General features: G+C 73.7%; 19 protein-coding genes and 5 pseudogenes. 11 read left to right on the plus strand and 13 right to left on the minus strand.

Annotated features, from left to right (window positions below):
- Positions 1-19: 19 nt before the first annotated feature.
- Both ACE4Q9_RS31625 and ACE4Q9_RS31630 read right to left on the minus strand, forming a co-directional pair.
- On the minus strand, positions 20-1,306 hold the full coding sequence (locus ACE4Q9_RS31625) for an alpha/beta hydrolase family protein (RefSeq protein WP_397987939.1): 1,287 nt from the start codon (positions 1,304-1,306) through the stop codon (positions 20-22).
- A gap of 100 nt (positions 1,307-1,406) precedes the next feature.
- Positions 1,407-2,495 carry a trypsin-like serine peptidase gene (locus tag ACE4Q9_RS31630; protein ID WP_397987940.1) on the minus strand — a complete coding sequence of 363 codons (1,089 nt, stop codon included), beginning with the start codon at positions 2,493-2,495 and terminating at the stop codon, positions 1,407-1,409.
- A 350-nt stretch (positions 2,496-2,845) separates the two neighbouring features.
- Here ACE4Q9_RS31630 and ACE4Q9_RS31635 point away from each other — a divergent pair, with 350 nt between their 5' ends.
- From ACE4Q9_RS31635 to katG, 4 genes are all read left to right on the plus strand, one after another.
- A complete protein-coding gene (locus ACE4Q9_RS31635; protein ID WP_397987941.1) occupies positions 2,846-3,547 on the plus strand; it encodes an acetate uptake transporter in 702 nt (233 codons plus the stop codon).
- Between the two features lie 121 nt (positions 3,548-3,668).
- Complete coding sequence (locus tag ACE4Q9_RS31640) at positions 3,669-4,406, plus strand: hypothetical protein (protein ID WP_397987942.1); 738 nt, start codon at positions 3,669-3,671, stop codon at positions 4,404-4,406.
- Positions 4,407-4,688: 282 nt separating this feature from the next.
- A complete protein-coding gene (locus ACE4Q9_RS31645; protein WP_397987943.1) occupies positions 4,689-5,126 on the plus strand; it encodes a Fur family transcriptional regulator in 438 nt (145 codons plus the stop codon).
- A gap of 33 nt (positions 5,127-5,159) precedes the next feature.
- Positions 5,160-7,388, plus strand: coding sequence for a catalase/peroxidase HPI (katG, locus tag ACE4Q9_RS31650; protein ID WP_397987944.1), 2,229 nt, complete (start codon positions 5,160-5,162; stop codon positions 7,386-7,388).
- 285 nt (positions 7,389-7,673) lie between these two features.
- Here the strand turns inward: katG and ACE4Q9_RS31655 are convergent, their stop codons facing one another.
- Entirely contained in the window at positions 7,674-8,621 is a 948-nt protein-coding gene (locus tag ACE4Q9_RS31655; protein WP_397987945.1) for a serine hydrolase, read from the minus strand.
- Positions 8,618-9,580, minus strand: a complete 963-nt coding sequence (locus ACE4Q9_RS31660; protein ID WP_397987946.1) for a LysR family transcriptional regulator — start codon at positions 9,578-9,580, stop codon at positions 8,618-8,620. The genes ACE4Q9_RS31655 and ACE4Q9_RS31660 overlap by 4 nt, the downstream gene beginning before the upstream one ends.
- A gap of 123 nt (positions 9,581-9,703) precedes the next feature.
- Here ACE4Q9_RS31660 and bla point away from each other — a divergent pair, with 123 nt between their 5' ends.
- On the plus strand, positions 9,704-10,615 hold the full coding sequence (gene bla, locus ACE4Q9_RS31665; RefSeq protein WP_397987947.1) for a class A beta-lactamase: 912 nt from the start codon (positions 9,704-9,706) through the stop codon (positions 10,613-10,615).
- A gap of 59 nt (positions 10,616-10,674) precedes the next feature.
- Here the strand turns inward: bla and ACE4Q9_RS31670 are convergent, their stop codons facing one another.
- The 4 genes and pseudogenes from ACE4Q9_RS31670 to ACE4Q9_RS31685 all read right to left on the minus strand — a co-directional run bounded on the left by ACE4Q9_RS31670 (position 10,675) and on the right by ACE4Q9_RS31685 (position 12,816).
- Positions 10,675-10,803: a hypothetical protein gene (locus ACE4Q9_RS31670; RefSeq protein ID WP_397987948.1), complete on the minus strand. Its 129-nt coding sequence runs from the start codon at positions 10,801-10,803 to the stop codon at positions 10,675-10,677.
- Positions 10,804-10,989: 186 nt separating this feature from the next.
- Positions 10,990-11,382, minus strand: coding sequence for a VOC family protein (locus ACE4Q9_RS31675; RefSeq protein ID WP_397987949.1), 393 nt, complete (start codon positions 11,380-11,382; stop codon positions 10,990-10,992).
- Positions 11,383-11,481: 99 nt separating this feature from the next.
- A pseudogene (locus tag ACE4Q9_RS31680) lies at positions 11,482-11,576 on the minus strand.
- A gap of 95 nt (positions 11,577-11,671) precedes the next feature.
- A pseudogene (locus ACE4Q9_RS31685) lies at positions 11,672-12,816 on the minus strand (Cmx/CmrA family chloramphenicol efflux MFS transporter).
- Between the two features lie 361 nt (positions 12,817-13,177).
- Between ACE4Q9_RS31685 and ACE4Q9_RS31690 the strand changes: the two are divergent.
- Together ACE4Q9_RS31690 and ACE4Q9_RS31695 are read left to right on the plus strand one after the other, a co-directional pair.
- Positions 13,178-13,417: pseudogene (locus ACE4Q9_RS31690) on the plus strand (VOC family protein); the annotation flags it as partial.
- A 331-nt stretch (positions 13,418-13,748) separates the two neighbouring features.
- Entirely contained in the window at positions 13,749-14,441 is a 693-nt protein-coding gene (locus tag ACE4Q9_RS31695) for a helix-turn-helix domain-containing protein (RefSeq protein WP_397987950.1), read from the plus strand.
- Between the two features lie 253 nt (positions 14,442-14,694).
- Here ACE4Q9_RS31695 and ACE4Q9_RS31700 read toward each other — a convergent pair whose 3' ends face one another.
- A complete protein-coding gene (locus ACE4Q9_RS31700) occupies positions 14,695-15,330 on the minus strand; it encodes a CBS domain-containing protein (RefSeq protein WP_397987951.1) in 636 nt (211 codons plus the stop codon).
- Positions 15,331-15,691: 361 nt separating this feature from the next.
- Here ACE4Q9_RS31700 and ACE4Q9_RS31705 point away from each other — a divergent pair, with 361 nt between their 5' ends.
- On the plus strand, positions 15,692-16,570 hold the full coding sequence (locus ACE4Q9_RS31705; RefSeq protein ID WP_397987952.1) for a universal stress protein: 879 nt from the start codon (positions 15,692-15,694) through the stop codon (positions 16,568-16,570).
- 13 nt (positions 16,571-16,583) lie between these two features.
- Here the strand turns inward: ACE4Q9_RS31705 and ACE4Q9_RS31710 are convergent.
- From ACE4Q9_RS31710 to ACE4Q9_RS31720, 3 genes and pseudogenes are all read right to left on the minus strand, one after another.
- A pseudogene (locus ACE4Q9_RS31710) lies at positions 16,584-16,678 on the minus strand.
- Between the two features lie 95 nt (positions 16,679-16,773).
- On the minus strand, positions 16,774-18,348 hold the full coding sequence (locus tag ACE4Q9_RS31715) for an amidohydrolase (protein WP_397987953.1): 1,575 nt from the start codon (positions 18,346-18,348) through the stop codon (positions 16,774-16,776).
- Positions 18,349-18,374: 26 nt separating this feature from the next.
- Positions 18,375-19,864 (minus strand): annotated as a pseudogene (locus tag ACE4Q9_RS31720) (APC family permease).
- Between the two features lie 222 nt (positions 19,865-20,086).
- On the opposite strand from ACE4Q9_RS31720, the gene ACE4Q9_RS31725 reads away from it, so the two are divergent.
- The 3 genes from ACE4Q9_RS31725 to ACE4Q9_RS31735 all read left to right on the plus strand — a co-directional run bounded on the left by ACE4Q9_RS31725 (position 20,087) and on the right by ACE4Q9_RS31735 (position 22,639).
- On the plus strand, positions 20,087-20,710 hold the full coding sequence (locus ACE4Q9_RS31725; RefSeq protein ID WP_397987954.1) for a TetR/AcrR family transcriptional regulator: 624 nt from the start codon (positions 20,087-20,089) through the stop codon (positions 20,708-20,710).
- A 310-nt stretch (positions 20,711-21,020) separates the two neighbouring features.
- Complete coding sequence (locus ACE4Q9_RS31730) at positions 21,021-21,833, plus strand: hypothetical protein (RefSeq protein ID WP_397987955.1); 813 nt, start codon at positions 21,021-21,023, stop codon at positions 21,831-21,833.
- A 176-nt stretch (positions 21,834-22,009) separates the two neighbouring features.
- Complete coding sequence (locus ACE4Q9_RS31735) at positions 22,010-22,639, plus strand: sigma-70 family RNA polymerase sigma factor (protein ID WP_397987956.1); 630 nt, start codon at positions 22,010-22,012, stop codon at positions 22,637-22,639.
- A gap of 145 nt (positions 22,640-22,784) precedes the next feature.
- On the opposite strand, the gene ACE4Q9_RS31740 is transcribed toward ACE4Q9_RS31735, so the two are convergent.
- On the minus strand, positions 22,785-23,930 hold the full coding sequence (locus tag ACE4Q9_RS31740) for a ferritin-like protein (protein WP_397987957.1): 1,146 nt from the start codon (positions 23,928-23,930) through the stop codon (positions 22,785-22,787).
- Between the last annotated feature and the right edge of the window lie 237 nt (positions 23,931-24,167).

Genomic DNA, 24,167 nt, shown 5'->3' on the forward strand with positions numbered 1-24,167 from the left:
TCCGTCCCCGTCGGCGCCGTCAGCGCACGAACTCCATGGCCGGGTATATCGGTGACGGTCTCTCCAGCAGCCGTCCGTCACGGCCGCGCAACCAGTGGTCGAAGTACGCCGCCACATACGCCTCGGTCGTGCGGATCGCGGTGGCCGGAGCGATCGTGCCGAGGTCACCGGTCAGGACGGACGCCGGCAGGCCCAGCTGGGGCAGAAGCGCCTCCGCGTCGGTGAACGAGGCGTGTTCCGAGCCGCGCAGGGTGAGTTGACGCGTCCAGCCCGGGGTGCGGGCGCGGAACGCCTGCCAGCCGGGTCCGGTGTCCGTCTCGCCGTCCTTGCCCAGCAGCAGGAACGGCCGGTCGAGACCATGCCGGGCCACCGGCATCAGTGAACCGTCCAGGTAGGTCAGGTTGCCGTCCATGTCGATGCCGGCGGTGATCCTGTGGTCGGCGTCCATCGCCAGCGCGGCGGCGGTACCGCCCATCGAGTGGCCGAACATGCCCACTCTCGACAGATCCAGCGCGCCGGCCAGACCCTTCGGCAGGCGCTTCCCGTCCGCGTCGGGGGTGTGGCCGCCGTCGAGCAGCCGAAGCTGGTCCAGGACGAAACCGGTGTCGGCGACCCGGACCGCCAGCGCCTTGCGGATGAAGGCGTCGGGGTCGCCGGGCGGCAGCATCGTGGCGAGCGAGCCGTCCGGGAACTGGACCTCGGGTGCCTCATAGGTGTGGTCGACGGTCACCACGGCGTAGCCACGGCTCGCCAGGTCCGCCGCCAAGGTGGTGTCCCAGGTGCGGGGTTCGCCGAGGCCGGGGGAGTAGAGCACCACGGGAAGCGGCCCGCTTCGCCCGGTGGCCGCGGGGGCGTCGCGCCTCACGTGGGTGACCACACCGGCCCAGTCGGCCCGGCCCTTCGGGGTGCCGAGCTGGAGATAGTCGTCGGCGGTGACGCGGTCGAAGTGGGCGGCCGCGGCGGGCAGCATGTACGGGGCCGGCGGCCCGTCGGCCGTGCGCGTTGCCGGGTAGAACACGCTGACCATCAACTCGCGGTGTATCGCGCCCGATTGCCAGGGATCGGGACGTGTGCGGTCCACCAGGTGCAGCGTCGTCTCCCCGACCGGGTGCGGTCCCGTGGGGAAGGGCAGCGTCAGGCGGTGTGTGGGCGGCGCGGTGGAGCCGGAGTCGGAGGCGGGGTCGGTGGGCGTGGCGGCGCCGGCCGGCAGGGCCGCCGCGAAGGTACAGAGTGCGGCGACCGCGCAGGCGAGGAGCGCCCGCAGCCCCCTGGCCCCGCGGCGGATGCGCGGGTGTTCATCGGTCATGATCCAAGAGTGACGGCACGTCACCGGCCGCACATCAGGGACGAACCCCGGTCTTCGGCCTCGGGGTATCCGTAGGGGACGCCGGCTCCCGGCCTGCGCGTCACTCCCGCGCGCCGCCCGGTCCCGCAGGCGGGGCCCCGGTGACGGCGGCGTCGTACAGCGCGCGGGTCGCTGAGCCGAAGTACGCGCTGTACGAGACCTGCGGGGTGTTGCCGCCCGTGTGGTACCCGCCGATCACACCGACGACCGCCCACCCGCCGGGCCACGGCACGAGCATGGGGCCGCCGCTCGTGCCGCCGACGAAGGCGTCGCAGGCGATGCGCGGAAACGTCCCCGGATCGGCCGGATCGTCGCTGGCCCACCTGGTGGTCCGGCTCCAGCACTCCAGCGGCTTCTCCGCTCCCGCCGGGTATCCGATCATCCGTACCGGCGCGTGGTGGTACCCCGTCCCCGTGAGCAGCCGTACCCCGCCGACCGCGTCCTGCAAGCTCGTCCCGTCCTGGTTGGATTCCGTCACCGCGAAGGCGAAGTCGTAGGCTGCGCCCGCGTGTTCGCCCAGGTCGTAGTACTGCTGCGGCACGTAGACGCCGTTCGCCCCGACCGGGAAGACCCCGTAGGGCTTGATCCCGTCGTGGTATTGGGGGACGAAGGCCAGGCGGCGCTGCGGGGCGGTGCCGGAGTAGCCCTTCAAGCAGTGGCCCGCGCTGAGGACCAGGTCGTGCCCGGGGCCCCGGACGACGGAGCCGCTACAGGTACGGCCGGTGCCCTGGGCGTCGGTCCAGAAGAAGGTGCCGGCCTGCGGGATGCCGTCGAAGCTCCGGCTGGGCGGAATGTACTCGCCCGGCCGGGGTCCGTCCACCGCGGGGGAGAGGGCCGGGCCCGCCCCGGAACCCCTCGCGGTGTCGGCGGGCAGAGCGGCCGTCATACGGGCCGCCGTCCAGTAGGCGTCGAGCCGGGCGGCGACGGGATTCGGGTCGGCCGCCGTACCCTTCGCCGAAGCCGCCGAAGCCGCCGAAGCCGCCGAAGCCGCCGAAGCCGCCGAAGCCGCCGAAGCCGCCGAAGCCGCCGAAGCCGCCGAAGCCGCCGAAGCCGCCGAAGCCGCCGAAGCCGCCCCGGCCGGGCCGCCCGCCAGCAGCAGGGCGGCCGTGCAGGCGGCGAGGTGGCGTAAGCCCGCGATCCTACGCACCATCAGTTTCCTTCGGAGCAGCGGCACATGACGGTTCACCCTAGGCCCGAGGGCGGTGCGGCGAAAGAACGCACCACGGAAGGTCGCGACGCCGGTCGACCCGCGCGGCGAGCGGCCGCGATCTCGCCCCGCCCTCGCTCAGGCCCCGGTCGGCGAAGTGAGGAGGTGTAGGCGGCGAAACCGTACGAGATGCACATGCTATGAAGCGGAGTAAATGGGTACATTCCGTACAGGTGTATCTACGTGGCACGCGAGTGTCACAGCCCGCCTCGGGGGCACTGACCAGCATGTTTGCGGGCTCGGCGAGCAAGGGCCTCCGGCCCTGCTGACCATTGGTCGAAGGGATGCCGGTTATGAACGAGGACACGAGGAGCCTGCACCCGGAGCAGCCGCCCGGTGCGGTCCCGCCCGGCGCGGCGGCGCCCGAGGCGGCCCCGCGCGCATCGGCCTGGGCCGACCCCGCCCCCCTGGGCCTGGCCGGCTTCGCCCTGACGACTCTGCTGCTGTCGATCGTCAACACCAATCTGCTGAAGGAGACCGCCGGCATCCTGCCGGTCCTGGGTCTCGCCCTGTTCTACGGCGGCCTCGCGCAGTTCGCCGCGGGCCTCATGGAGTTCCGCCGGGGCAACACCTTCGGTGCGACGGCGTTCGTCTCCTTCGCCGCCTTCTGGCTGTCCTACTGGTGGATCGCACCGCGTGTGGCGCTCGCCGGTGACGCGCACAACGCGCTGGGCCTGTTCCTGCTCGGATGGGCGATCTTCACCGCCTACATGACCGTGGGCGCCCTGCGCGTCAGCCTCCCTGTGCTCGCGGTGTTCGTGCTGCTGACCCTGACCTTCCTTTTCCTGGCCATCGGGTCGTTCCAGGGCGGCGCCGGACACGCCATGACCGAGGTGGGCGGCTGGTTCGGCATCCTCACGGGACTCGCCGCCTGGTACGCGTCGGCGGCCGGCGTCATCAACGAGAGGCACGGCCGCAGCGTGCTCCCGGTCGGCTCGGTTCCGGGCCGGACCACGCCGGGCGAACGGGTGCGGCAGGACGAGCGACCCGTCTGACGAGGGCGGCGTGACCGCCGTATCCCGCCACCACGGGCGCGTCGGTGTACCCGCCGTACCCGCTCGCGCCGCGCCGTCCCGGCCGTCACCCGGCCCCCCCGCGCCCGCGACAATGTCCGGCATGAGCGAGGACAACGACGACGCCGAGGGCCGACTGGCCAGGATCGAACGGCTGCTGCGAAGCGGCGAGCGGGGACTTCAGCCGGCGTGGCGGCGGGCGACGCGGGGCGAGACGCGCTGGGCCGTGACCACCGTCATGCTGGCGGCGGTAGCCCTGCAACTCGTCCTGCCGCACCGGCTCGTGCTGCTGCGGCCGGTCTGGGTCCTGCCGGTGCTGGAACTCGTCCTGCTCGCCGCCCTCGTGGCGGCCAACCCCCGGCGGGTGGAGCCGAGCACGACGTGGTGGCGGTGGCTGGGGCTGCTCCTGATCGGCGTCATCAGCCTGGCCAACGGCTGGTCGGCGGGCCGGCTGGTGTGGGACCTGGTGCATGGCGTCGGCGGTCAGGACGCGGTGTCGCTGCTGCGGGCCGGCGGCGTCATCTGGTTCACCAACGTCATCGTCTTCGCGCTCTGGTACTGGGAGTCGGACCGCGGCGGCCCGATGGCGCGGGTGCGCGGGCAGCGGCAGTACGCCGACTTCCTCTTCGTCCAGATGCAGAGCCCCGACATGGCGCCCCCGGACTGGGAACCGGAGTTCCTCGACTACCTGTATCTCTCCTTCACCAACGCCACCGCCTTCAGCCCGACCGATGTGATGCCCCTGTCCAGGTGGGCCAAGATGCTGATGATGCTCCAGTCGATGGTGTCCCTGGTGACCGTCGGGCTCGTGGTGGCCCGCGCCGTCAATGTCCTCAGATGAGCGGCGGGCGGGTCGGCCGGCCTCCCTCACGAAACCCGGCCACCCTCGGCCGAATCCCTCTCACCCGATCGGTGGACGGTTCGACTGGTCCTGTCCGGGGAGAGTGGGGTGGGGCGCATGATCCGCGCGTGCCCCGCGCGGCCGCCGACCGAGGGCGGCCCGCACGCTGAGCAAAGCCCACAGCCGTGAACGCGGAGGTGAACGCCGTACACCGGCGGACGACCAGAATTGCATCCTTCGTTTTCTTGAATCCCTCGTGTTTGTGAGAGTAGGTTCGGCCCCATGACCGCCTCCCCGACTCCGACCACCGCGGAGGAGTTGCGCGGTGCCGGCCTGCGCGTGACGGCGGCTCGCGTCGCGCTGCTGGAGACGGTCCGGGACGGCGACCACCTCGGTGTCGAGGCGATCGCCTCCGGGGTCCGTGACCGCGTAGGCCATATATCCCTGCAAGCCGTCTACGAGGCGCTGCACGCGCTCACCGCGGCGGGTCTCGTACGCCGCATCGAGCCGGCCGGCCATCCGGCCCGGTTCGAGGGGCGCGTCGGCGACAATCACCACCACCTCGTGTGCCGGTCGTGCGGGGCCGTCGCCGACGTCGACTGCGCCGTCGGCGAAGCGCCCTGCCTGACCGCCGCCGACCACCGCGGTTTCGCCATCGACGAAGCCGAGGTCGTCTACTGGGGCGTGTGCCCCGACTGTTCCACCGGCCGCAGTTCCTGAGCACCTGGTTCCGCTTAGTTCGGAAGGATTGCCATGACTGACAACCACGACGCGATCGTCACAGACGCGAAGTCGGAGGAGGGGAGCGGCGGCTGCCCCGTCGCTCACGACCGGGCCCTGCACCCGACCCAGGGCGGCGGCAACCGCCAGTGGTGGCCGGAGCGGCTCAATCTGAAGATCCTCGCCAAGAACCCGCCCGCGGCCAACCCGTTGGGCGAGGAATTCGACTATGCCGCCGCCTTCCAGAGCCTCGACCTCCCGGCGGTGAAGCGGGACATCGAGGAGGTGCTCAACACCTCCCAGGACTGGTGGCCCGCCGACTTCGGCCACTACGGCGGTCTGATCATCCGCATGGCCTGGCACTCCGCCGGCACCTACCGGATCAGCGACGGCCGCGGCGGCGCCGGCCACGGCCAGCAGCGCTTCGCCCCGCTGAACAGCTGGCCCGACAACGTCAACCTGGACAAGGCGCGCCGCCTGCTGTGGCCGGTGAAGAAGAAGTACGGCCAGAAGATCTCCTGGGGCGACCTGATGGTCCTCGCCGGCAATGTGGCGCTGGAGTCCATGGGCTTCGATACCTTCGGCTTCGGCGGCGGCCGCACGGACGTCTGGGAGCCGGAGGAGGATGTCTACTGGGGCCCCGAGACCGCCTGGCTCGACGACCGCCGCTACAGCGGCGACCGCGAGCTGGAGAGCCCGCTCGGCGCCGTCCAGATGGGCCTGATCTACGTCAACCCCGAGGGCCCCAACGGCAACCCGGACCCGCTGGCGGCGGCCCGCGACATCCGCGAGACGTTCCGCCGCATGGCGATGAACGACGAGGAGACCGTCGCGCTGATCGCCGGCGGCCACACCTTCGGCAAGACCCATGGCGCCGGCCCCGCCGACCACGTCGGCCTCGACCCCGAGGCGGCCGGTCTGGAGGAGCAGGGCCTGGGCTGGCGGAGCACCTACGGCACCGGCAAGGGCAGGGACGCCATCGGTTCCGGTCTGGAGGTCACCTGGACCTCCACCCCGACCCGCTGGAGCAACGGCTTCTTCGACAACCTGTTCGGCTACGAGTGGGAGCTGACCGAGTCCCCGGCCGGCGCCAAGCAGTGGGTCGCCAAGGACGCCGAGCCCACGATCCCCGACCCGCAGGACCCGTCCAAGAAGCGTCTGCCCACGATGCTCACCACGGACCTCTCCCTGCGCTTCGACCCGATCTACGAGCCGATCTCCCGCCGCTTCCACGAGAACCCGCAGGAGTTCGCCGACGCCTTCGCCCGCGCCTGGTACAAGCTCACCCACCGCGACATGGGCCCGAAGTCGCTGTACCTCGGCCCCGAGGTCCCCGAGGAGACCCTGATCTGGCAGGACCCGCTGCCGGAGCGCGAGGGCGAGCTGATCGACGACGCGGACATCGCGGCCCTCAAGACCAAGCTGCTGGACTCCGGGCTCAGCGTCGGCCAGCTGGTCACCACCGCGTGGGCCTCCGCGTCCACCTTCCGCGGCAGCGACAAGCGCGGCGGCGCCAACGGCGCCCGCATCCGCCTCGCCCCGCAGCGCGGCTGGGAGGTCAACCAGCCCGACGAGCTGGCCCAGGTGCTGCGCACCCTGGAGGGCATCCAGCGGGACTTCAACGCCTCCTCCGGCGCCAAGAAGGTCTCGCTGGCCGACCTGATCGTCCTCGGTGGTGTCGCCGCGGTCGAGAAGGCGGCCAAGGAAGGCGGCTTCGAGGTCCGGGTGCCGTTCACGCCGGGCCGGGTGGACGCCGGTGAGGAGCACACCGACACCGAGTCCTTCGAGGCGCTGGAGCCGACCGCGGACGGCTTCCGCAACTACCTCGGCAAGGGCAACCGGCTGCCGGCCGAGTACCTGCTGCTCGACCGCGCCAACCTGCTCACCCTCAGCGCCCCCGAGATGACCGTCCTCATCGGCGGCCTGCGGGTGCTCGGCGCCAACCACGCCCAGTCCCAGCAGCTCGGCGTCCTCACCGAGACGCCGGGGGTCCTCACCAACGACTTCTTCGTCAACCTGCTCGACATGGGCACGACCTGGAAGTCGGCCTCCGAGGACCAGACCACCTTCGAGGGCCGCGACGCCGCGACCGGCGAGCTGAAGTGGGCCGGCAGCCGTGCCGACCTGGTCTTCGGCTCCAACTCCGAACTGCGCGCCCTCGCCGAGGTCTACGCCAGCGACGACGCGAAGGAGAAGTTCGTGCGGGACTTCGTCGCCGCGTGGGACAAGGTCATGAACCTGGACCGGTTCGACATCGCCTGATCCACCGGCAAGATGTCCGGGCCCGCCCCCGACCGGGCGGCCCGGACATCGCCGTGCCCGGCCGTAGAGCCGTGCCCGGCCGCAGAAATGGGTACGACGGCCCGGCGCGCGTCAGCGGAGCGGTCCAGCGCCGCCGAGCCCGCCCGGGCGGACTTCTCCCCAAGCCCCCGTAGGGGCCGGCCGCGACACCGATGCCCGCGACCGACGCGCCCTCGGCGGTCACCGAGATGCCGCTCCGGGACAGCGCCTGCCGTCCTGGTCCGACGGAAGGCGACGATGATGCCCTCAGCGGCGCAGCGCCTCGAAGGCGTCGCGGGCCGCCGTGCCCATCGCCAGTTCGATGTCTGCGGCGAGCGCGGCGCGGCGTCCCGCGCAGGTCAGCGCGGCCATGGCCACCCGGTCGCCCGACTCCGCCTCCACCACTCCGATATCGTGCCGCAGATGCAGGAATGTGCCCGTCTTCCCGCTCCACCGCAGCGTGTCCGCGCGCAGCTCGCACGCCAGCCGCTGGGTGAAGACCTGGAAGCCCATCAGCCGCCGTAGCTCGGCCGTTGCCTCGGGTACGGCGATCTCGTCGCACCACACCCGCCGCAGCAGGCCGACGAGCGCCGCGGCCGAGCCGGTGCTGGCGTGCGCCGGGTCCAGGGTCTCGAGGGTCGGCAGGCCCGCCCTCTCGTCCCGCACGGCCAGCTCCAGCGCGAGCGAGAAGTCGTCGCCGGCGGCACCGGCCGCGCACTCGTACATGTGGTTCATCCGGTGCCGTATCCGGATGCCGTCGCATCCCCACGCGCGCAGCCGCGCGTCCACCTCCGCCACCGGCACCAGGTCGAACAGCGCGTCCGCGGCGGCGTTGTCGCTCACCGACAGCGCCATCAGCAGCAGATCGCCGACGGCCACGGTGGCCGGGTGCCGGAACGCCGCGAGACCGGTGGAACCGACGCTGCTGCGGGCCGGGTCGACGGTCACCGGCCGCGCCGCGTCCAGCTCTCCCGCCGCGATCCGGTCCAGCACGACCAGCGCGAGCGGGACCTTCGCGACGGACGCGAGAGGCACCGGCTCCTCGATGCCGAAGCCGAGTCGGGCACCCGTGTCCAGGTTCAGGGCGAGGAGGGAGCCGCGCACGCCGAGCGCCGCCCAGTCCGCCGCGACCGCCTCGGCGACATCCAGCAGGGCACCGTCGTCGCCGACGCAGACGGGCCGGTCCCGGGCGCCGCCGGTCTCCGCCCAGCTCATCCGCGGGCCGCCAGCCGGGAGGGGGCGTCACCGGCGGCCCGGAGGTCACCGGTGTCACCGTGCCGTGCCGCCCCGACCGCCGTGGCCAGCAGCCGAGTCAGCCACTCCGGTACGTCCGGCGTGCCGCGCGGGCCGGGTGGCGCGCTCACGTCGTACCCGCGGTGCAGAGCCGTGTCGCCCAGCGGAGCCCAGCGGGCGTCGTACCGGCGGGCGTACGACTCGGTGCACAGCAGCAGGGCGCGCCCGGCCAGGGTCTCGGTGAGCGCGTCGGCCGCCGGCCCGGCCGGCCTGATCAGGCCCTCGGGCAGCCCGGCGCGCGCGACGGCTCGGGCGAACCGGCCCTCGAAGCAAGGGACCTGGTCCTCTCCGAGGACGAGGATCGGGAGCGGCGGAGAAGCGGGCGGTCCGCCGGTACGGCGGCGGCGTGGACGCAGCTGTTCGAGGTGGAGGGCACGCGGCGCCTCCTTGCCGGCCGGCGCGGACGCCAGGCCCAACGGCACCCGGAGGGCGGCGCGTTCCGGTGCGACGCGCAGGAGCGCGTAGGCGAGCGAGCCGTCGCTCAAGCCCGACTTCCGTTCCAGCGGTGGCAGTTCACGCATGCCGAGGGTGATCCCGTGCTCGGTGCCGGCGTGCAGCGCACGGGCCAGGGCGGCCGGGGCGCAGTCCGCGGGCACGCCGACGGGGCGCACTCGCGCCTGCCGGGCCGCGTGGGCGGCCTGTCGTAGCCGCTCGGCGCGGTCCAGGACGTCGCGGGTGTAGGGGAGGAGCAGTGCGCCCAGGTCGGTGGTGGTGACCTGCCGCCGGGAACGGTCGAACAGCGGACCGCCGAAGTGGCCCTCCAGCGTCTTGATCCGGCGGCTGAGCAACGGCTGGGCGATCCCCAGCCCTTCGGCCGCACGGGAGAAGCTCTCCTCGTCGGCGGTCGCCACGTACGCCTCCAGATGCGCCAGCAGATCCATCCAGCAGTCATATCAATAAGGCATGAGAGCCGCACAATTCACTCTTGGACATGAGCGCGTCCCCGGTGCTTCGCTGTTCCCCACGGATCGCCCCCGAGGGGCATGACCTGGGAGGACTTCACCATGACCGCTTCCGGCCCGCTCGCGCGTCGTGGCCTGCTGAAGGCAGGCATCGCGCTCACCTCCGCCGCCGCCATGGCGTCCACCGGACGCGCCGCGGCCGCCCCGGCCGCTCCGGACCCTGGCGAGCTGGCCGATCTGGAGCGGCGCTACGGCGCCCGGCTCGGCGTGTACGCGCGCAATGTGCGCACCGGTCGGGTGCTCGCCCACCGGGCGGGGGAACGGTTCGCGATGTGCTCGGTGTTCAAGGCGTTCGCGGCGGCCGCCGTGCTGCGCGACGAGGCGCGCTGCGCGCCGATGGACAAGGTGATCCACTATCCGCCGCACGACCTCCTGCCCAACTCGCCCCGCACCCAGGAGCATCAGGCCACCGGCATGACCGTGGCCGACGTGTGCGCGGCGGCGATCCAGTACAGCGACAACGCGGCCGGCAATCTGCTGCTGCGGCAACTGGACGGGCCGGCCGGCCTCACCCGGTTCTTCCGCTCGCTCGGCGACGAGGTGAGCCGGCTCGACCGGTGGGAGCCCGAACTGAACACGGCGATCCCCGGCGACCCGCGCGACACCTCGACCCCCGAGGCCCTCGCCGCCGGCATCGAGCGGCTGGCCCTCGGCCATGCCCTGGCCGCGCCCGACCGCGAGCGGTTCGTCGGCTGGCTGAAGGGCAACACCACCAGCGCCGCACGGTTCCGCGCCGGGCTGCCCGCGGGCTGGACCGTCGCCGACAAGACCGGGACCGGCGACTACGCGAGCGCAAACGACCTCGGCGTCGCCTGGACCACCCGGCGCACCCCCGTGGTGCTGGCCGTCCTGTCGACCAAGGAGGGCGCGAACGACAAGGACGCCCCGGTCGACGAGGCCCTCATCGCGGAGGCGGCCCGCATCGCGGCACGGACGGTGGCGCCCGGCGAGTGAGCCCGGCCGCGCCGGGCCGCCGGGACCGGGGCCACCGGGATGGGGAGGGCCCGCCGGGGTCAGGCACGCGGGGGCGGTTCGCCCTGTACGGCCTGGAGTCCGGCGAGCAGCCCGGCCTGTTCCGCGAGGACTTCGGACAGGATCGTCCGCGCCACCCGCGACGGCTCGGCCACGTGCGGGCTGGTCAAGGAGTGGTGGACGTTCGAGCATTCCTCGCGGGTCTTGACCAGATTGGCTGCGGCCCGGTCTCGGCCCGTTCCAGCGACCCAGACGTCCACACCACGGGGTCCAACCTCACCGGGAGGCCCCGCGGGGACTCGATCGGCCCGGGATCCCCGCGGACCGGCCGTCGCCGGCCGCGGGGGCCCGGCTGCTTACGCGCTCGGCCAGCCGCCGTAGGGGACGGTGAGCAGTTCCATGGCGTGCCCGACCGGATCCATGAAGTACACGCCCTTGCCGCCATCGTTGTGGTTGATGGTGCCGGGGTGCTTCTTGTGCGGATCGGCGTAGTGCTCTATACCGCGTTCGGTGATGCGGGCGTACGCGGCGTCGAACTCCTTCTCGGAGACCAGGAACGCGTAGTGCTGCGGGGTGATCTTGTCCTCGGGGATGGTGGCGAAGTCCAGCGTGACGCCGTTGCCCAGGGCGACGGCCACGAACGGGCCCCACTCCGCGGTGATGTCCAGGCCCACGATCTCGGTGAAGAAGCGGGCGGATTCCCGGTTGTCCCGCGCATGGACGATGGTGTGGTTCAACTCGACCGACAAGGAATGCCTCCAGAGGCAAATCCTGGCACCTCCATGCCTCACCCGGACGGTGACCGGCACGCGATGCCACCGCCCAGTGTAGTCAGCCGTCCGGCGCGGCGGAGAGGGCAGGATTCGAACCTGCGCGGGCCCCGAAGGGCCCGACCGTGAGCCGTGCTCGCTGGTCCCCGATAAACCACTCCGGGCACCTCTCCCTGTGACCGGTTCCGGTTCCCCGTCCCGCTCACAGGAACAACAGTGCCAGGAGACGCTGACCGGGAACTGACGTACGGCTGACCCCGGACACCCGTCAGGGGGCGTGCGGCACGGCGCGCAGCGGGAGCGCGATCAGCAGGGCGAGCGCGACCAGGGCGCCGCTGGCCCACAGCGGGGCCAAATCCGTGCCGGTGAGGGTCGCCGAGGCGATGAGCGGACCCGCGGCGGCGCCGACGTTGAGCGCGGCGGTCGCGTACGAGCCCGCCATGGTGGGGGCGAGTGCGGCCTCGTACAGGACGCGGGTGATCAGAGTGGTGCCCAGCGCGAATGACAGCGCGCCCTGCACGAAGACCAGGGTCAGCAGGGCGGCGGGCCGGTGGGCCACCAGGGCCAGGGCGGGCCAGCCGGTCAGCAGCAGGGACCGCCCAGCGTGAGGATGAGGCCGGGGCGCCGGTCGGACAGTCGTCCGGCGATGCCGACACCGGCGAGGGAACCGGCGCCGAACAGCACCAGGGTGACGGAGATCCACAGCTCGCCCAGCCCCGCGGGGCCGGTCACGACGGGGGCGAGGAAGGTGAAGCTCGCGAAGGTCGCCGCGTTGACCAGGGCGCCCAGCAGCATCGCCAGCAGCAGCCGCGGCCGCCGTAGCTGGATCAGCTCGGCCCGCAGCGGGCGAGTCGTGCCCTTCTGAGGACGGCCCCGCGGGATCGCCAGGAGGATGCCGGCGGCCGCGGGCAGGCACAGGACGGCGAGGGCCCAGAACGCGGCCCGCCAGCCGAGCAGCGTCCCCAGCACCGACCCCGCCGGGACGCCGACGATCGTGGCCACCGTGGTGCCCGACAGTAGCACCGCGAGCGCGCGGCCCTTGCGGTCGGGAGGAACCAGCGCGGCGGCGGTCGTCAGCGCCACGGCGAGGAACCCCGCGTTCGCGAGCGCCGCCAGCACGCGGGTCGCGCACAGCAGGGGGAAACCGGTGGCGGCGGCGCCCACCGCGTGGGCCATCGCGAAGAGGAGGACGAAGCCGAGCAGGGCACCGCGGCCGGACCGGTCGCGGGCGAGGGCCGCCATCAGCGGGGCGCCGACGACCATCCCGAGGGCGAAGGCGGAGGTGAGCAGGCCCGCCGTCCCGACGGTGACGCCGAGGTCCGAGGCGATGTCCGGCACGAGACCGGCGAGCATGAACTCTGAGGTGCCCATGGCGAAGACGGCGAGAGCGAGCGGATACAGCGCGAGAGGCATCGAGAGTGACTCCGGGGTGAGGAGAAGCACGAGACGGTCATCTCGTCACCGCGGTCAGCGCCCAGGGGCGCACCCGCCCGGCCGTGGCGCGCGAAGGCGCGGCGCGACGAGGGTGGGCTCAGTGGCTTCGGGGGCTGACGGCGTGACCGAAAGCCCCCGCCCTGTCCGACTCAGGACTCGGCATGGCCCCGAGGCTACCTGAGCGCCGCCCGAAACCCGTACGGCTTTGCCCCAGGCTCCTGATCACCGGTAAGGTCGGTCAGGTGATCGCCGGATCGGCCAAGGGCCAAGCACGGGCAGGGTTTCCTGCCCTGGCGTGAGCGCGCGGCGGGCAAGAGCCCCGCCTTCTCCGGGAGTTCCCGACTACTACGAGAAGTGCGACGAACCGATCCAGTCGCAGCACTACGCGTTCCTCGTCCCCGACGAGGAGTTCGCGTCGATGCTCGCCCGCCTGGAAGCGGTCGGCGTCACCTATTACGCGGACCCCGCCCACACCGAACCCGGCCGGGTCAACCACCTGTTCGGCGGTCGCGGCGTCTACTTCGACGACCCGGACGGCCACAACATGGAGCTCATGACCAGGCCGTACGTCCGCCCGTAGCCGGCGCCCGCCGGACCCACCGGCGGCCCGCCGCCCGGCAGGGCCGCTGGGCAGGGCCGTTCGGCCCAAGGCGGGCGGGGCGGGGCGCCCCTAGGGTTTCCGAACGCGCGGCACCGTGTCCGGCCTCCAGTGGGGAGGCCGGACGCGACCTCCCCCGGGTGCCCCGGCGCACCCGAGTGGTAGCCGGGGTGCCGCGGTGGTAGACGTGGTACGAGCCCGGGCCCCCGGCTGCCCGCCGGGCGGAGAAGCCGACCTGGGGGCCAGGACGCTGCCCGAGGGGCGGACACCGTGCACACCGGCGGTCCGGGATCCCCGCGAGGAGTGAGCGAGCATGGCAGAACGCCCCCCATCCGGCCACCGCGCACCGGAACCGGAGGACCGCCCCGCGCGGGGCGACCTCGGGCACCGGCTCCAGCGGCGCCGCGCGGAACTCGGGCTGAGCCGGGAAGAGGTGGCCGAACGCGCCGGCATGGCCGAGGCGTACGTCGCCCATCTGGAGCAGCACAGCACCGCCGCGCCCGACTCCGGCACCCTGCTGCGGCTCGCCGGGGCGCTGCGCACCAGCCCCCAGGAACTCGGCGGCGGATACTCCGGGCTGCCCGCCGGACTGGGGCAGGCCGCCCGCAACCCCCGGCTGGGCGAACTCGACGAACAGGAGTGCAGGGAACTGCTGTCGACACACGGCGTCGGCAGGTTCTCCCTCAGCACTGAGGGCGCGCCCGTGGTCCTCCCGGTGAACTACAGCGTCGTGGACGGCGCGATCGTGTTCCGGACCCGCGCGGAATCGGTGATCACGCGGGGGCTCGACCGCGAGGTGGCCTTCGAGGTGGACCGGGTGGACGACGCGTTGAGCGAGGGATGGAGCGTGCTGGTGCGGGGGACCGCCCGCGCCGTGAGCGACCCCGGCGAGGCGGAGCGCCTGACCGAGCGGGCCTACAGCACCCCGTGGGCCGGCGGCGACCGCGATCTGTGGGTGCGGATCGAGTCCGCCGCGTACACGGGGCGTCGTATCGAAGCGGGGTGAGGGCGGGCGGGGCGCGGCGCCGAGACGGACCTGCGAGGGCGCGGAGGTACGGGGAACAGACTGGCGGGGGCGCAGAGGTTACGGGGCGCGGAGGCACGGGGGCACGGACCTACCGGGGTACGGGGCCCTGGCCGTACGGGGGCACGGGGGCGCGGACGTAGGGGGTGCGGGGATGTAGGGGGTGCCGGCGTACGGGATACCGGGGCCGCCGCGGACCGCGTCACGAGTGTCGCCGGACCCGGCGGCGCCCCCGTCACCCCGGTCGCGCCCTTCCCTCGGGCGTCACGGCCGGTACCAGGTTGACCACGCCGACGACCCCGTCCAGCCGCCAGGCGGCGAAGCCGGCGCGGGCGATGGCGGCGCGCAGTTCCGCGCCGCCCGCCAGGGTGACGATGCCGTCGCGCACGGACACGGTGACGGCTTCCGGCGGCAGGCCCAGCTCGCCCGACACGATCTCCTCGGACACCTGACGGCGGATCTCGTCGTCCGCGCGCAGAAAGACCCGGAGCAGGTCGCGGCGGGTGACGATGCCGATCAGCCGGTCCTCCTCGTCCACCACGGGCAGCCGCCGCAGGCCGCGCCGCTCCATCAGCCGGGCCGCGTCCGGGACCCGCTGCTCGGGATGGACGGTGATGGCGGGCGCCGACATCAGCTCGCGCGCCGGCGGCTCCCGTACCGGCTCGCCGGGGGCCCGCGGCTGCCGGGCGGCGCGGTGACGCAGCAGGTCGGAGGCGGAGACGACGCCGAGCACCTTGTCGTCGTGGTCGATCACCGGCAGCCCGCCGATCCCGTACCGGTCCAGCAAGCGGGCCACGGCCGTGGACGATGTCGTCGCCGACGCGGTGACGACATCGCCGGTCATCACCTCGCCGATCGTGCTGTGCGGCACGGCTCTCCTCCTTCCGGGGTGGGCGGCCCTTCGCCGGCCGGCTCCCTCTTCACCGGGCCCGCTCGGCGCCCCGGCCACGCGCGTCCCCGCCGTCCGTTTCGAGCCGGTACCACCAGCGTGCCGCCTCCTTCGCCTCCGGCCGAGGGCCGGGTGCCCCCGTGAAACGGGACCTTTGGTCCTGTCCCCGCGCCGCTTCCGGCACCGCCGGAACGGCTGCCGGGCCGCTTCTCCAGGGGGCACCCGGCAAGGCACCGACCCGCACGGCCCACGGGCGCGACTCACCTCGACGAGGCACGCTTGTCGTACGGGAGAGCCTCGGTGGACGGCGGGAAGCGTCGGGTCGGATCCGGAGGGACACGTCATGGCTGGTCATATCGCGGCGGGAGTCGACGGGTCCCCGCAGAGCGTCGCCGCCGCTCACTGGGCGGCGCAGGAGGCGGTGCGCCGGGGCGCCGAGCTGCTCGTGGCGCACGCGTGGGTCGCGAACGTGCGGCCCGCCCCGCTGGCGACGCGGGACAGCACGGAACGCGGCTGGGCGGAGCGCGTGCTGCGGGAGGCGGTCGACAGCGTGCGGGCGGCGCACCCGACGCTGGCCGTGACCGGACGGCTGATCGCCGACTCGCCGGTGCCCGCGCTGCTGTCCGTGGCCGCCGGGACGGACACGCTGGTGGTGGGCACCCTCGGGCTCAGCCGGACCGCCGGGGTCCTCGTCGGCTCGGTCTCGCTGCGTGTCGCGGGCCGCGCCCCCTGCCCGGTGGTCCTGGTGCGGGCCGGCCGCAGCGCCGCCGACGAGCATCTGCCGACCGCTCCCGGACTCGCGCCGGACGAGATCCCGAGCATCCCGTACCGCGCCGTCCTGCTCGGCCTGGACGTCGACAGCCCCTGCGACGAGCCGGTCGGGTTCGCCTTCGAGGCCGCCCGGCGTCGCCACACCGAGCTGCGCGTGTGCCATGTCCACGAGCCGGACGGCGGCGCCGGCCCCGAGGGTGCGGCCGCCGCCGAGCACGCCGTCATCGCGCTTCTGCGGCCCTGGCACGAGAAATACCCGGACGTGCCCGTCGCCACCACGGTCACCGAGGGTCGCGCGGGCGACGAACTCGTGCGGGCCACGGACGGCGCCGGACTCGTCGTGGTGGGCCGCCGGATCAGCGGCGGCAGGCTCGGCGAACGCCTCGGGCATGTCGCCCACGCGGTCGTCCAGCACGCGGAGTGCCCGGTCGCGGTCGTGCCGCACAACTGAGCGGACCGACAGGCGGAGAGGGCAGGATTCGAACCTGCGCGGGCCCCGAAGGGCCCGACCGTGAGCCGTGCTCGCTGGTCCCCGATAAACCACTCCGGGCACCTCTCCCTGTGACCGGTTCCGGTTTCCCGTCCCGCTCACAGGAACAACAGTGCCAGGAGACGCTGACCGGGGACTGACACCCGGCTGACCCCGAACTCCCGCTAGCAGGTGGCCCGGTGCACCACCTGTCCGCCCGTCACCGTCAACGCCACCGGTGCGTCGGCGAGTTCGTCGGCGGGTGCGCTCAGGGGGTCCACGCCCAGCGTGGTCAGGTCGGCGCGGAAACCGGGTGCGATACGGCCGGCCACCCCCGACTCGCCCGCCGCCGCGGCCGCGTGGCTCGTGCAGCCCTCCAATGCCTGCAACGGTGAGAGGCCCGCGCGGTGCGCGGCGGCGCCCTTGGGACGGCGGGCGGTCGCCAGCACCGCACGGGCGTCGTAGTGCGCGATGGGCCAGTCCGAGCCGAGCGCCACGATGGCGCCCGCCTCCCGCAGATCCCGCAACCGCCAGGCTCGGGCGGCCCGTTCACCGCCCAGGCGGCGGGACCACTCGTCGCTGCCGTCGTCCCGCGTGTACCCGGTGTGCGGCGGCTGCATCGAGGCTGCCACGCCCAACGCGGCGAAACGGGGCAGGAGTTCGTCCGGAGCCGTCTCGATGTGCTCGATCCGGTGTGCCCCGTGCCCGCCCGGCCCGAGCGCGGCCACGGTGTCCAGTACGTGGCGTACGGCGGCGTCCCCGATGGCGTGGGTGGCGGTGCGCACCCCGGCCGCGTGCAGGGTGCGGACGGCTTCGGCGTAGGCGTCCGGGTCCGGCCAGAACGCGTCCCTGCCCTGTCCGTGGCAGTCGGGATGCTCCAGCCACGCCGTGCCGCCCTCCACGGTGCCGTCCATGAAGAACTTCACCCCGCCGACCACCCAGTGCCGCCCGCCCCGCCCCTGGAGCGCGATCAGCTCGCGCAACGCCTGTGCGTCCGCGCCCGGCATGCACCAGGGCGCGAACCGCAGCCGCACCGGCAGCACCGACTCCCGCGCCATCGCCGCCACCAGCTCCAGGTCCCCGCAGTCCATCACATGGGCGCCGGTGAGCCCCGTGGCGGCCATCGCGGACAGCAACTCACCGAGCCGGGCCCGGCGTTCCGCGTCCGAGGGGCGCGGTGCGACGGCCGTCACCAGGTCCATCGCGGCATGCTCGACCAGATGCCCGGTGGGCCGGCCCCCGGCGTCGCACACCACCTGGGCCCGCTGGTCGAAGGAGCGCGGCCCGGACACCCCGGCGGCGGCCAGGGCGGCGGCGCTGGCGAGGGCGGAGTGACCGTCGTACAGGCGCAGGAAGGCGGGGGCGTCACCGAGGACGCCGGCCACCAGGTCGTGGTGTATCGGGCGGCCCTCGAAGGCGTTGTGGTCCAGGCCGTACCCGAGCACCCAGCCCCCGATCCGTCCGGCCTGCGCCAACTCGGCGCGCAGCCCGGCCAGATCGTGTACGCCCGACAGGTCCACGCCGGTCGCCATCTCCAGGCCCCACACCGGATGGCTGTGGGAGTCGACCAGGCCGGGCACCAGATGGGTCCCGCCCAGCTCCACCACCTCGGTGCCGGGGCCGCGCCAGTGCCGTACGTCGGCCGCCTCGCCGACGGCGGTGATCACCCCCTCGCGTACGGCGACCGCCGTGGCGGTGGGACGGCCGGGATCGAGGGTGCGCACCTGGGCGCCGGTGAGGACGAGATCGGCGGCGGGCATGTCGTGAACTCCAATGCGATCGGGGGTCATTCGGCGGACAGGGTGATGGGCGCGGGGGGCGCTGCGGGCTCCGCGGCGAAGGACTCGTACACCTGCGGCCGGTTGCGGCGCAGCCACCACGCGAAGGGCAGGCCGAGCAGGAAGGCGACCGGTGCCGCGAGCACCAGCAGGGTGTTCACGGCCGGGGAGGCGCCGGTGAACAGGCCGATGTGCCCCACCACCAGGACGGTCGCGGTCGCGAGCAGCACCGTGGCGAGGACCGGTGCCACCACCGTCCGCAGGCTGCCCTCGCTGTGCCGCACCCGCCGGAAGTAGCAGGGCACGGCGATCGCGGCGAGCAGCTGGAGCAGCATCAGGCCGATCATTCCGGGGGTGTTCACCCACAGCAGCAACTGCTGGTAGGGGTCGGCGTGCGCGGCCCAGAAGGCGAGGACGACGACCGCGCCGAGCACGGTCTGGGCGATCCCGGCGGCGTACGGGGAGCGGTGGCGCGGGTGGATGCGGCCGAGCCGGCGGGGCAGCACGCCCTCCTCGGCCAGCGCGAGCGCGTAGCGGTTGATGGCGTTGTGGAAGGCGAGGAGGGAGGCGATGACGCTGGTGACGATGAAGACGTGCATCAGATCCGCCGCCCAGCCGCCCACATACGTGGTGATCGCGGTGAAGAAGAGACCGGCGGGATCCTTCCCGGCCGCGCGCACCACCTGGTCGTCGCCGAACGCCTGGACGGCGATCCACACCACGAACGCGTAGAACAGGCCGAGGAATCCGACGGCCAGATAGGTGGCGCGGGGCACGGTGCGCGCCGGGTCGCGGGCCTCGCGGCGGTAGATGACGGTCGACTCGAAACCGGTGAACGCGGCGAACGCGAAGGCGAGTACGGCGGCCGTGCCGGGCACGAGGACATGGGAGGGGGCGAGGGAGGCCAGGGACAGCCCGTGTGCGCCGCCCTTCAGCAGCACCCCGCCGGCCAGCAGGACGAGTATCCCCGTCTCGGCGACCAGCAGGACGCCGAGCAGCTTGGCGCCGAAGTCGATCGAGCGGAAACCGCCGTAGCCGATGAGCAGCAGCCCGGCCAGCGAGACGGGCAGCCAGGGGACGTCGGCGCCGGACAGGGCCTGCAGGGTGTCACGGGAGGCGGAGGCGAGCAGGCCGTAGACGCCGATCTCCATGCCGTTGTAGCCGAGCAGCGCGAGCAGGGCGGCGCCGATCCCGGCCGGGCGGCCCAGACCGCGGGCGATGAAGGCGTAGAAGGCGCCGCCGCCCGTGACATGGCGGCTCATGGTGGTGAAGCCGACGGCGAAGACGGCGAGGGTCAGCCCGGCGAGGAGATAGCCGACCGGGGCGCCGATGCCGCCCAGCAGGATCGCGAGCGGCGCCACCCCGGCCATGACGGTCAGGGGCGCGGCGGCGGAGACGACGAAGAAGGCGATGTCGGCCGTGCCGAGGGACCGGTGCGGAGGGCGGCCGCGGCGGACGGCGCCTTCTCCTCGGGCAGTTCGGAGGTGCTGACGGGCATACGGGAGGCCCTTCTGGCGGCGGAGGGGAGGGAGTCCCGGAGACGGGCGGGCGCGTCCGCGGCGGCCCAGGGGGACGGGCCCGCGCGGCGCTGTCGGTCGTACGGCCATGCGGGCGCGCGGAAGGGATGGCGGGCGCCCGGAGCCGTAAACCTAAAGGCTTTCGGTTTCCGCAAGTAACCTGCCGTTGGGCATCCGGGAAGACCTCAGGGAGAACACCGATCATGGGACGGCCGCGCACCCCGCTCCTCGACCGCGAGCGCATCACCAGCACCGCGCTCCAGCTCATCGACGAGAGCGGCGACTTCAGCGTCCCGCAGATAGCCAGGCGGCTCGGCGTGCAGACCGGGTCGGTCTACCACCACGTGGACGGCCGGGACGGCATCGTGGAACTGCTGCGCGAACGCGTCGCCTCCGCGATCGTGACGGCCACCCTCGACCTCGAACCCTGGGACGCGGCCGTCGAGGCCTGGGCCCGCTCCTACCGCGCCGCCTTCGCCGCGCACCCCCGTGCCATCCCGCTCCTGATGACCTCGCCGGTGCGCGCGCCCCGCGTCCTGGACCAGTACGAACGGGCGGTCACCCGGCTGCTGGACGCCGGGTTCGAGTCCGCCGGGATCATGGCGCTGATCACCGCGCTGGAAAACCTGGTGCTGGGCTCCGCCCTCGACCTCGCCGCGCCCGAGACGATGTGGGAACTCCCGGACCGCGCCGCGACGCCCCATCTCGCCGCGGCCCTCGCCGCCGCGGGCGACCACCGCGCCGACCGCGCCTTCGAGGTGGGCCTGAGCGCCGTCCTGAACCACGCCCGGACGCTGCGCGGGACGGGCGGATTCCGGAAGCCGTGAGCTCGCCGGCGCCGGCGGCCCCGGCGGCACGAGCGGCACCGGGCGGCTGGGCGGCACCGCTGATACCGCCGGTACGCAGCCCGGAACGGCAAGGGCCGGCAGCCCCGCGCCGTCGGCACGCGACCCGGAATGGCCGGGGCCGGCACGCCCGCGCCGCCGGACCCGGCACCGTGGAGATGCCCCGCCTGAGCGCCCCGCCGAGGCCCCGATGTCGGCGGGTTGCCTTGCGCGAGCGGGGCCGGGCACGGATGCTGCGTGGTGCGTATCCCGCTCGTCGAGGTCCGGTCACCGGATGCCAAGATGGGGCGTCATGTCTGTCTGTGGGCTGTTCCGCGTCGTACGGGCCGCGATGTTCGCGGCCGTCTGCGTGGTGCTCGCAGCCATCGGCCACGTGCTGATGTCGGGCTCCCCGGTGCCGTGGTGGGCGCTGCTCGCCTCGGCGACGGCGGTGGGGACCCTCGGCTGGACGCTCGGTGGCGCCGAGCGCGGCCGGACCGGCGTGGTCGCGCTGACGGTCGGCGTGCAGGCCTGCCTGCACCTGTGCTTCACGCTCGCTCAGGCCGCCGGCCAGCCGGGCGCGGCCGTACCCGATGACGCCGCCACCGCCAGGTGGTGGGCGCGCTTCCTGCTGTGCGGGGCCGATCCGGACACCGGTTCCGCCGCGCACGCCTACCACCTGGCGGTGCGCTCGGGACTGGCGCGCGTGACGGCCCCGCCGTCGGCACCCGGCATGGCCGCCATGAGTCACTCCGGTCACTCCATGGCCGGCATGGGCGACATGGCGGGCATGACAGGCATGGGCGGTATGGCCGGTATGCACCACATGACCGGCATGGGTGGCATGACCGGAACGGCTTCCTGGGGCATGCTGACCGCCCACCTGATGGCCGCCCTGCTCTGCGGTCTGTGGCTCGCCCAGGGCGAGCGGGCGGCGTTCCGTCTGCTGCGGGCGGTGGCGGACCGGGCCTTCGTGCCGCTGCGGCTCGTCCTGGGCGTCCTGCTGCCGTCCCCGCGCCCGCCCCGCCCACGGCCCCGGCGGCGCCGCACGCGATGCCCGCGGCGCCTGCTGCTCGCCCACACCCTCACCACCCGAGGCCCGCCCGGAGAGATCGCTGTCGTCTGACAGCCGGCTCCCCGCCGCGTGACGTACGCGCGGCGGGCTCCCCGCTCGTGTGTCCGCACGGGCGGATCTCTCCCACCCGTGCGCGGTCGGCGGCTCCGCCGTGCCCGCTCCCCGACGGCACCGGCATGCCCTTTCGCCGGCTCCGCCGCACGGGCCCAGCGAAAGGACCACGGGCAATGAGTCCTGCCCTGCCCACCGTGACCGACGAGACGGTCACCGCATGGGCGCTGGCCGCCGCGGGCGGCGACGGCGACGCGGTCGACCGGTTCGTCCGCGCCCTCCAGCGTGATGTGCGCCGTTACGTGGCCCACCTGGCCGGCGATCCGCAGAAGGCCGACGACCTCACCCAGGACACGTTCCTGCGCGCCCTGGGCAGCCTGCACCGGTTCGAGGGACGCTCCTCGGCCCGGACGTGGCTGCTGACCATCGCCCGCCGGGCGGTGGTGGACAGCCTGCGGCACGCGTCCGCCCGGCCCCGGCTGACGGACACCGGCGACTGGCAGACCGCCGCCGAGCACAGTCAGCCGCTGGGCCTGCCCGGTTTCGAGGAGGGCGTCGCCCTCATGGACCTCGTCGACTCCCTGCCGGACGACCGGCGGGAGGCGTTCGTCCTCACCCAGCTGCTCGGGCTGCCGTACGCCGAGGCCGCCGCCGCCAGCAGATGCCCGGTCGGCACAGTCCGCTCCAGGGTCGCCCGCGCCCGGCTGAGCCTCGCCGGAGCACTGGAGGCGGCCGAACCGGTCCGCGATCCGGGGCCGGCCCACGCCGGGCAACCGGGCCGCGAGGCCGCACCGGTCAACGCCTGACGGCACGCCCGCCGCTGCCAACCGGCCGCTGGACGGTACGACGGTACGTCGGCCACCGCCCGGAGCGGCGGGCTCGCTTCACCGCTGCCGCGGGCGGTCTTCAGGGCCGTCGGCGCCCCGGCGCGCGACCCCGCGCCGCTTGTCGTCAACCGTGCGGGCGGAACTGCGGACCGTAGGTCGACTCGGTGCCGGGGACCGGCAGTTCCATGAGTCCGACGGCCGGGGTCTCCAGTTGACGCATGCGCCGCACCGCGGTCCGCAGGCTGTGGCGGTCGCCTTCGCCCCACGCGGTGTCGAGCGCTTCCAGCAGGTGGGTGTACGTGCTGTCGAAGTCGTCCAGGAGCCGCCGGGCCGCGGCGGGCGGCCGCTGCCAGCCGCCCGCCGGGACCCTGGCCATGGGCCGCGTGTCGGGGAAGGGGACCGGCGCCCCGGTGAACTGCCAGGTGCCGCCTGAATCGCGCAGTTGCCGACCGTGGTAGATCTCCGCGAAGGCGTAGTAGTGCGCCAGGTGCCCGTCCTGTGTGCCGTCGGCCGGTGAAGCCGCGGTGCCCTCGCCCTGGTCCTTGATGATCTCGATCGAGCGCTCGATGTCCGCGGAGGTCCTGATCGGTCTCAGGGTGTCGTCGCCGATCTGTTCGTGCAGCTGCCGGTCGACGGAGAGCGCGGGTGCCACCACCCGGAAGGCCTTCAGCAGTTCCTCGTAGAAGAGGCCGATGCTGAGGGGGTCCCGCGCGCTGTCGGTGAGCGGTGCCGCGGGTGCCTCGATGGCCATCATCACGTCCCGTACGAGCGCCTTGGTCAAGCCGGACAGGTACACGTCCACCCCCGGATGCACCCCGCCCGGCAGCGGCCCCGGATAGACGGGCGCGGACTGTCCGATGCGGGGCCTGCCGCCCAGGCCCGTCAGCAGATTGCAGACGATGCCGAGGTGGTACATCTCGTCGGAGATGACGCGCCGGATCAGCCGGGCGGCGTCGCACCTGCGGTTCCTGACGGACCACCAGCCGCAGAGGTACGGCGGGATGGTGGCGAACTCGATCCGCACCGCGATCTGAAGGGCCGACCTGAGCCAGTCGACGCCGCGGCTCTCCATGGGCACGGCGACCAGACGGGCCGCGGCCCCCTGGTGCGGCGCGGCATGCCGTCGCGGTGCGGGCCGCGCGGCGCCGTGGTCGCAAGCGGCCACCGCGGCCGGCGCCCCCGCCGCCAGGGCCGCCGACGCCAGGACGCTACGGCGTCTCAGGACAGGGGCGCCGGCCGCCTTGTCGGGTGATCCGCTCGTCTTCGCCAACGCTGCCTCCGTATCCGCCCGCGATCCGGGCGCCGACCTCGAACCAGGTGCGCGAAGCTAGCAGCGACGGCCGCGCATCCCGTGCCGCCCGCACCGCGTGACTGGCCGTCCCACGCTGTCGGTCCACGGCCGGGAACCAAGTGCCCGTCCGCCACGACTGCCTGTTGATGGGGTGGATCGCGCCCGGCGGCGGGCGGCCCTCCCCGCGCTGCCCGTGGACCGGAGCTGTGGCGACGG

Source organism: Streptomyces sp. AM6-12, from assembly GCF_044327085.1.
GTDB lineage: Bacteria > Actinomycetota > Actinomycetes > Streptomycetales > Streptomycetaceae > Streptomyces.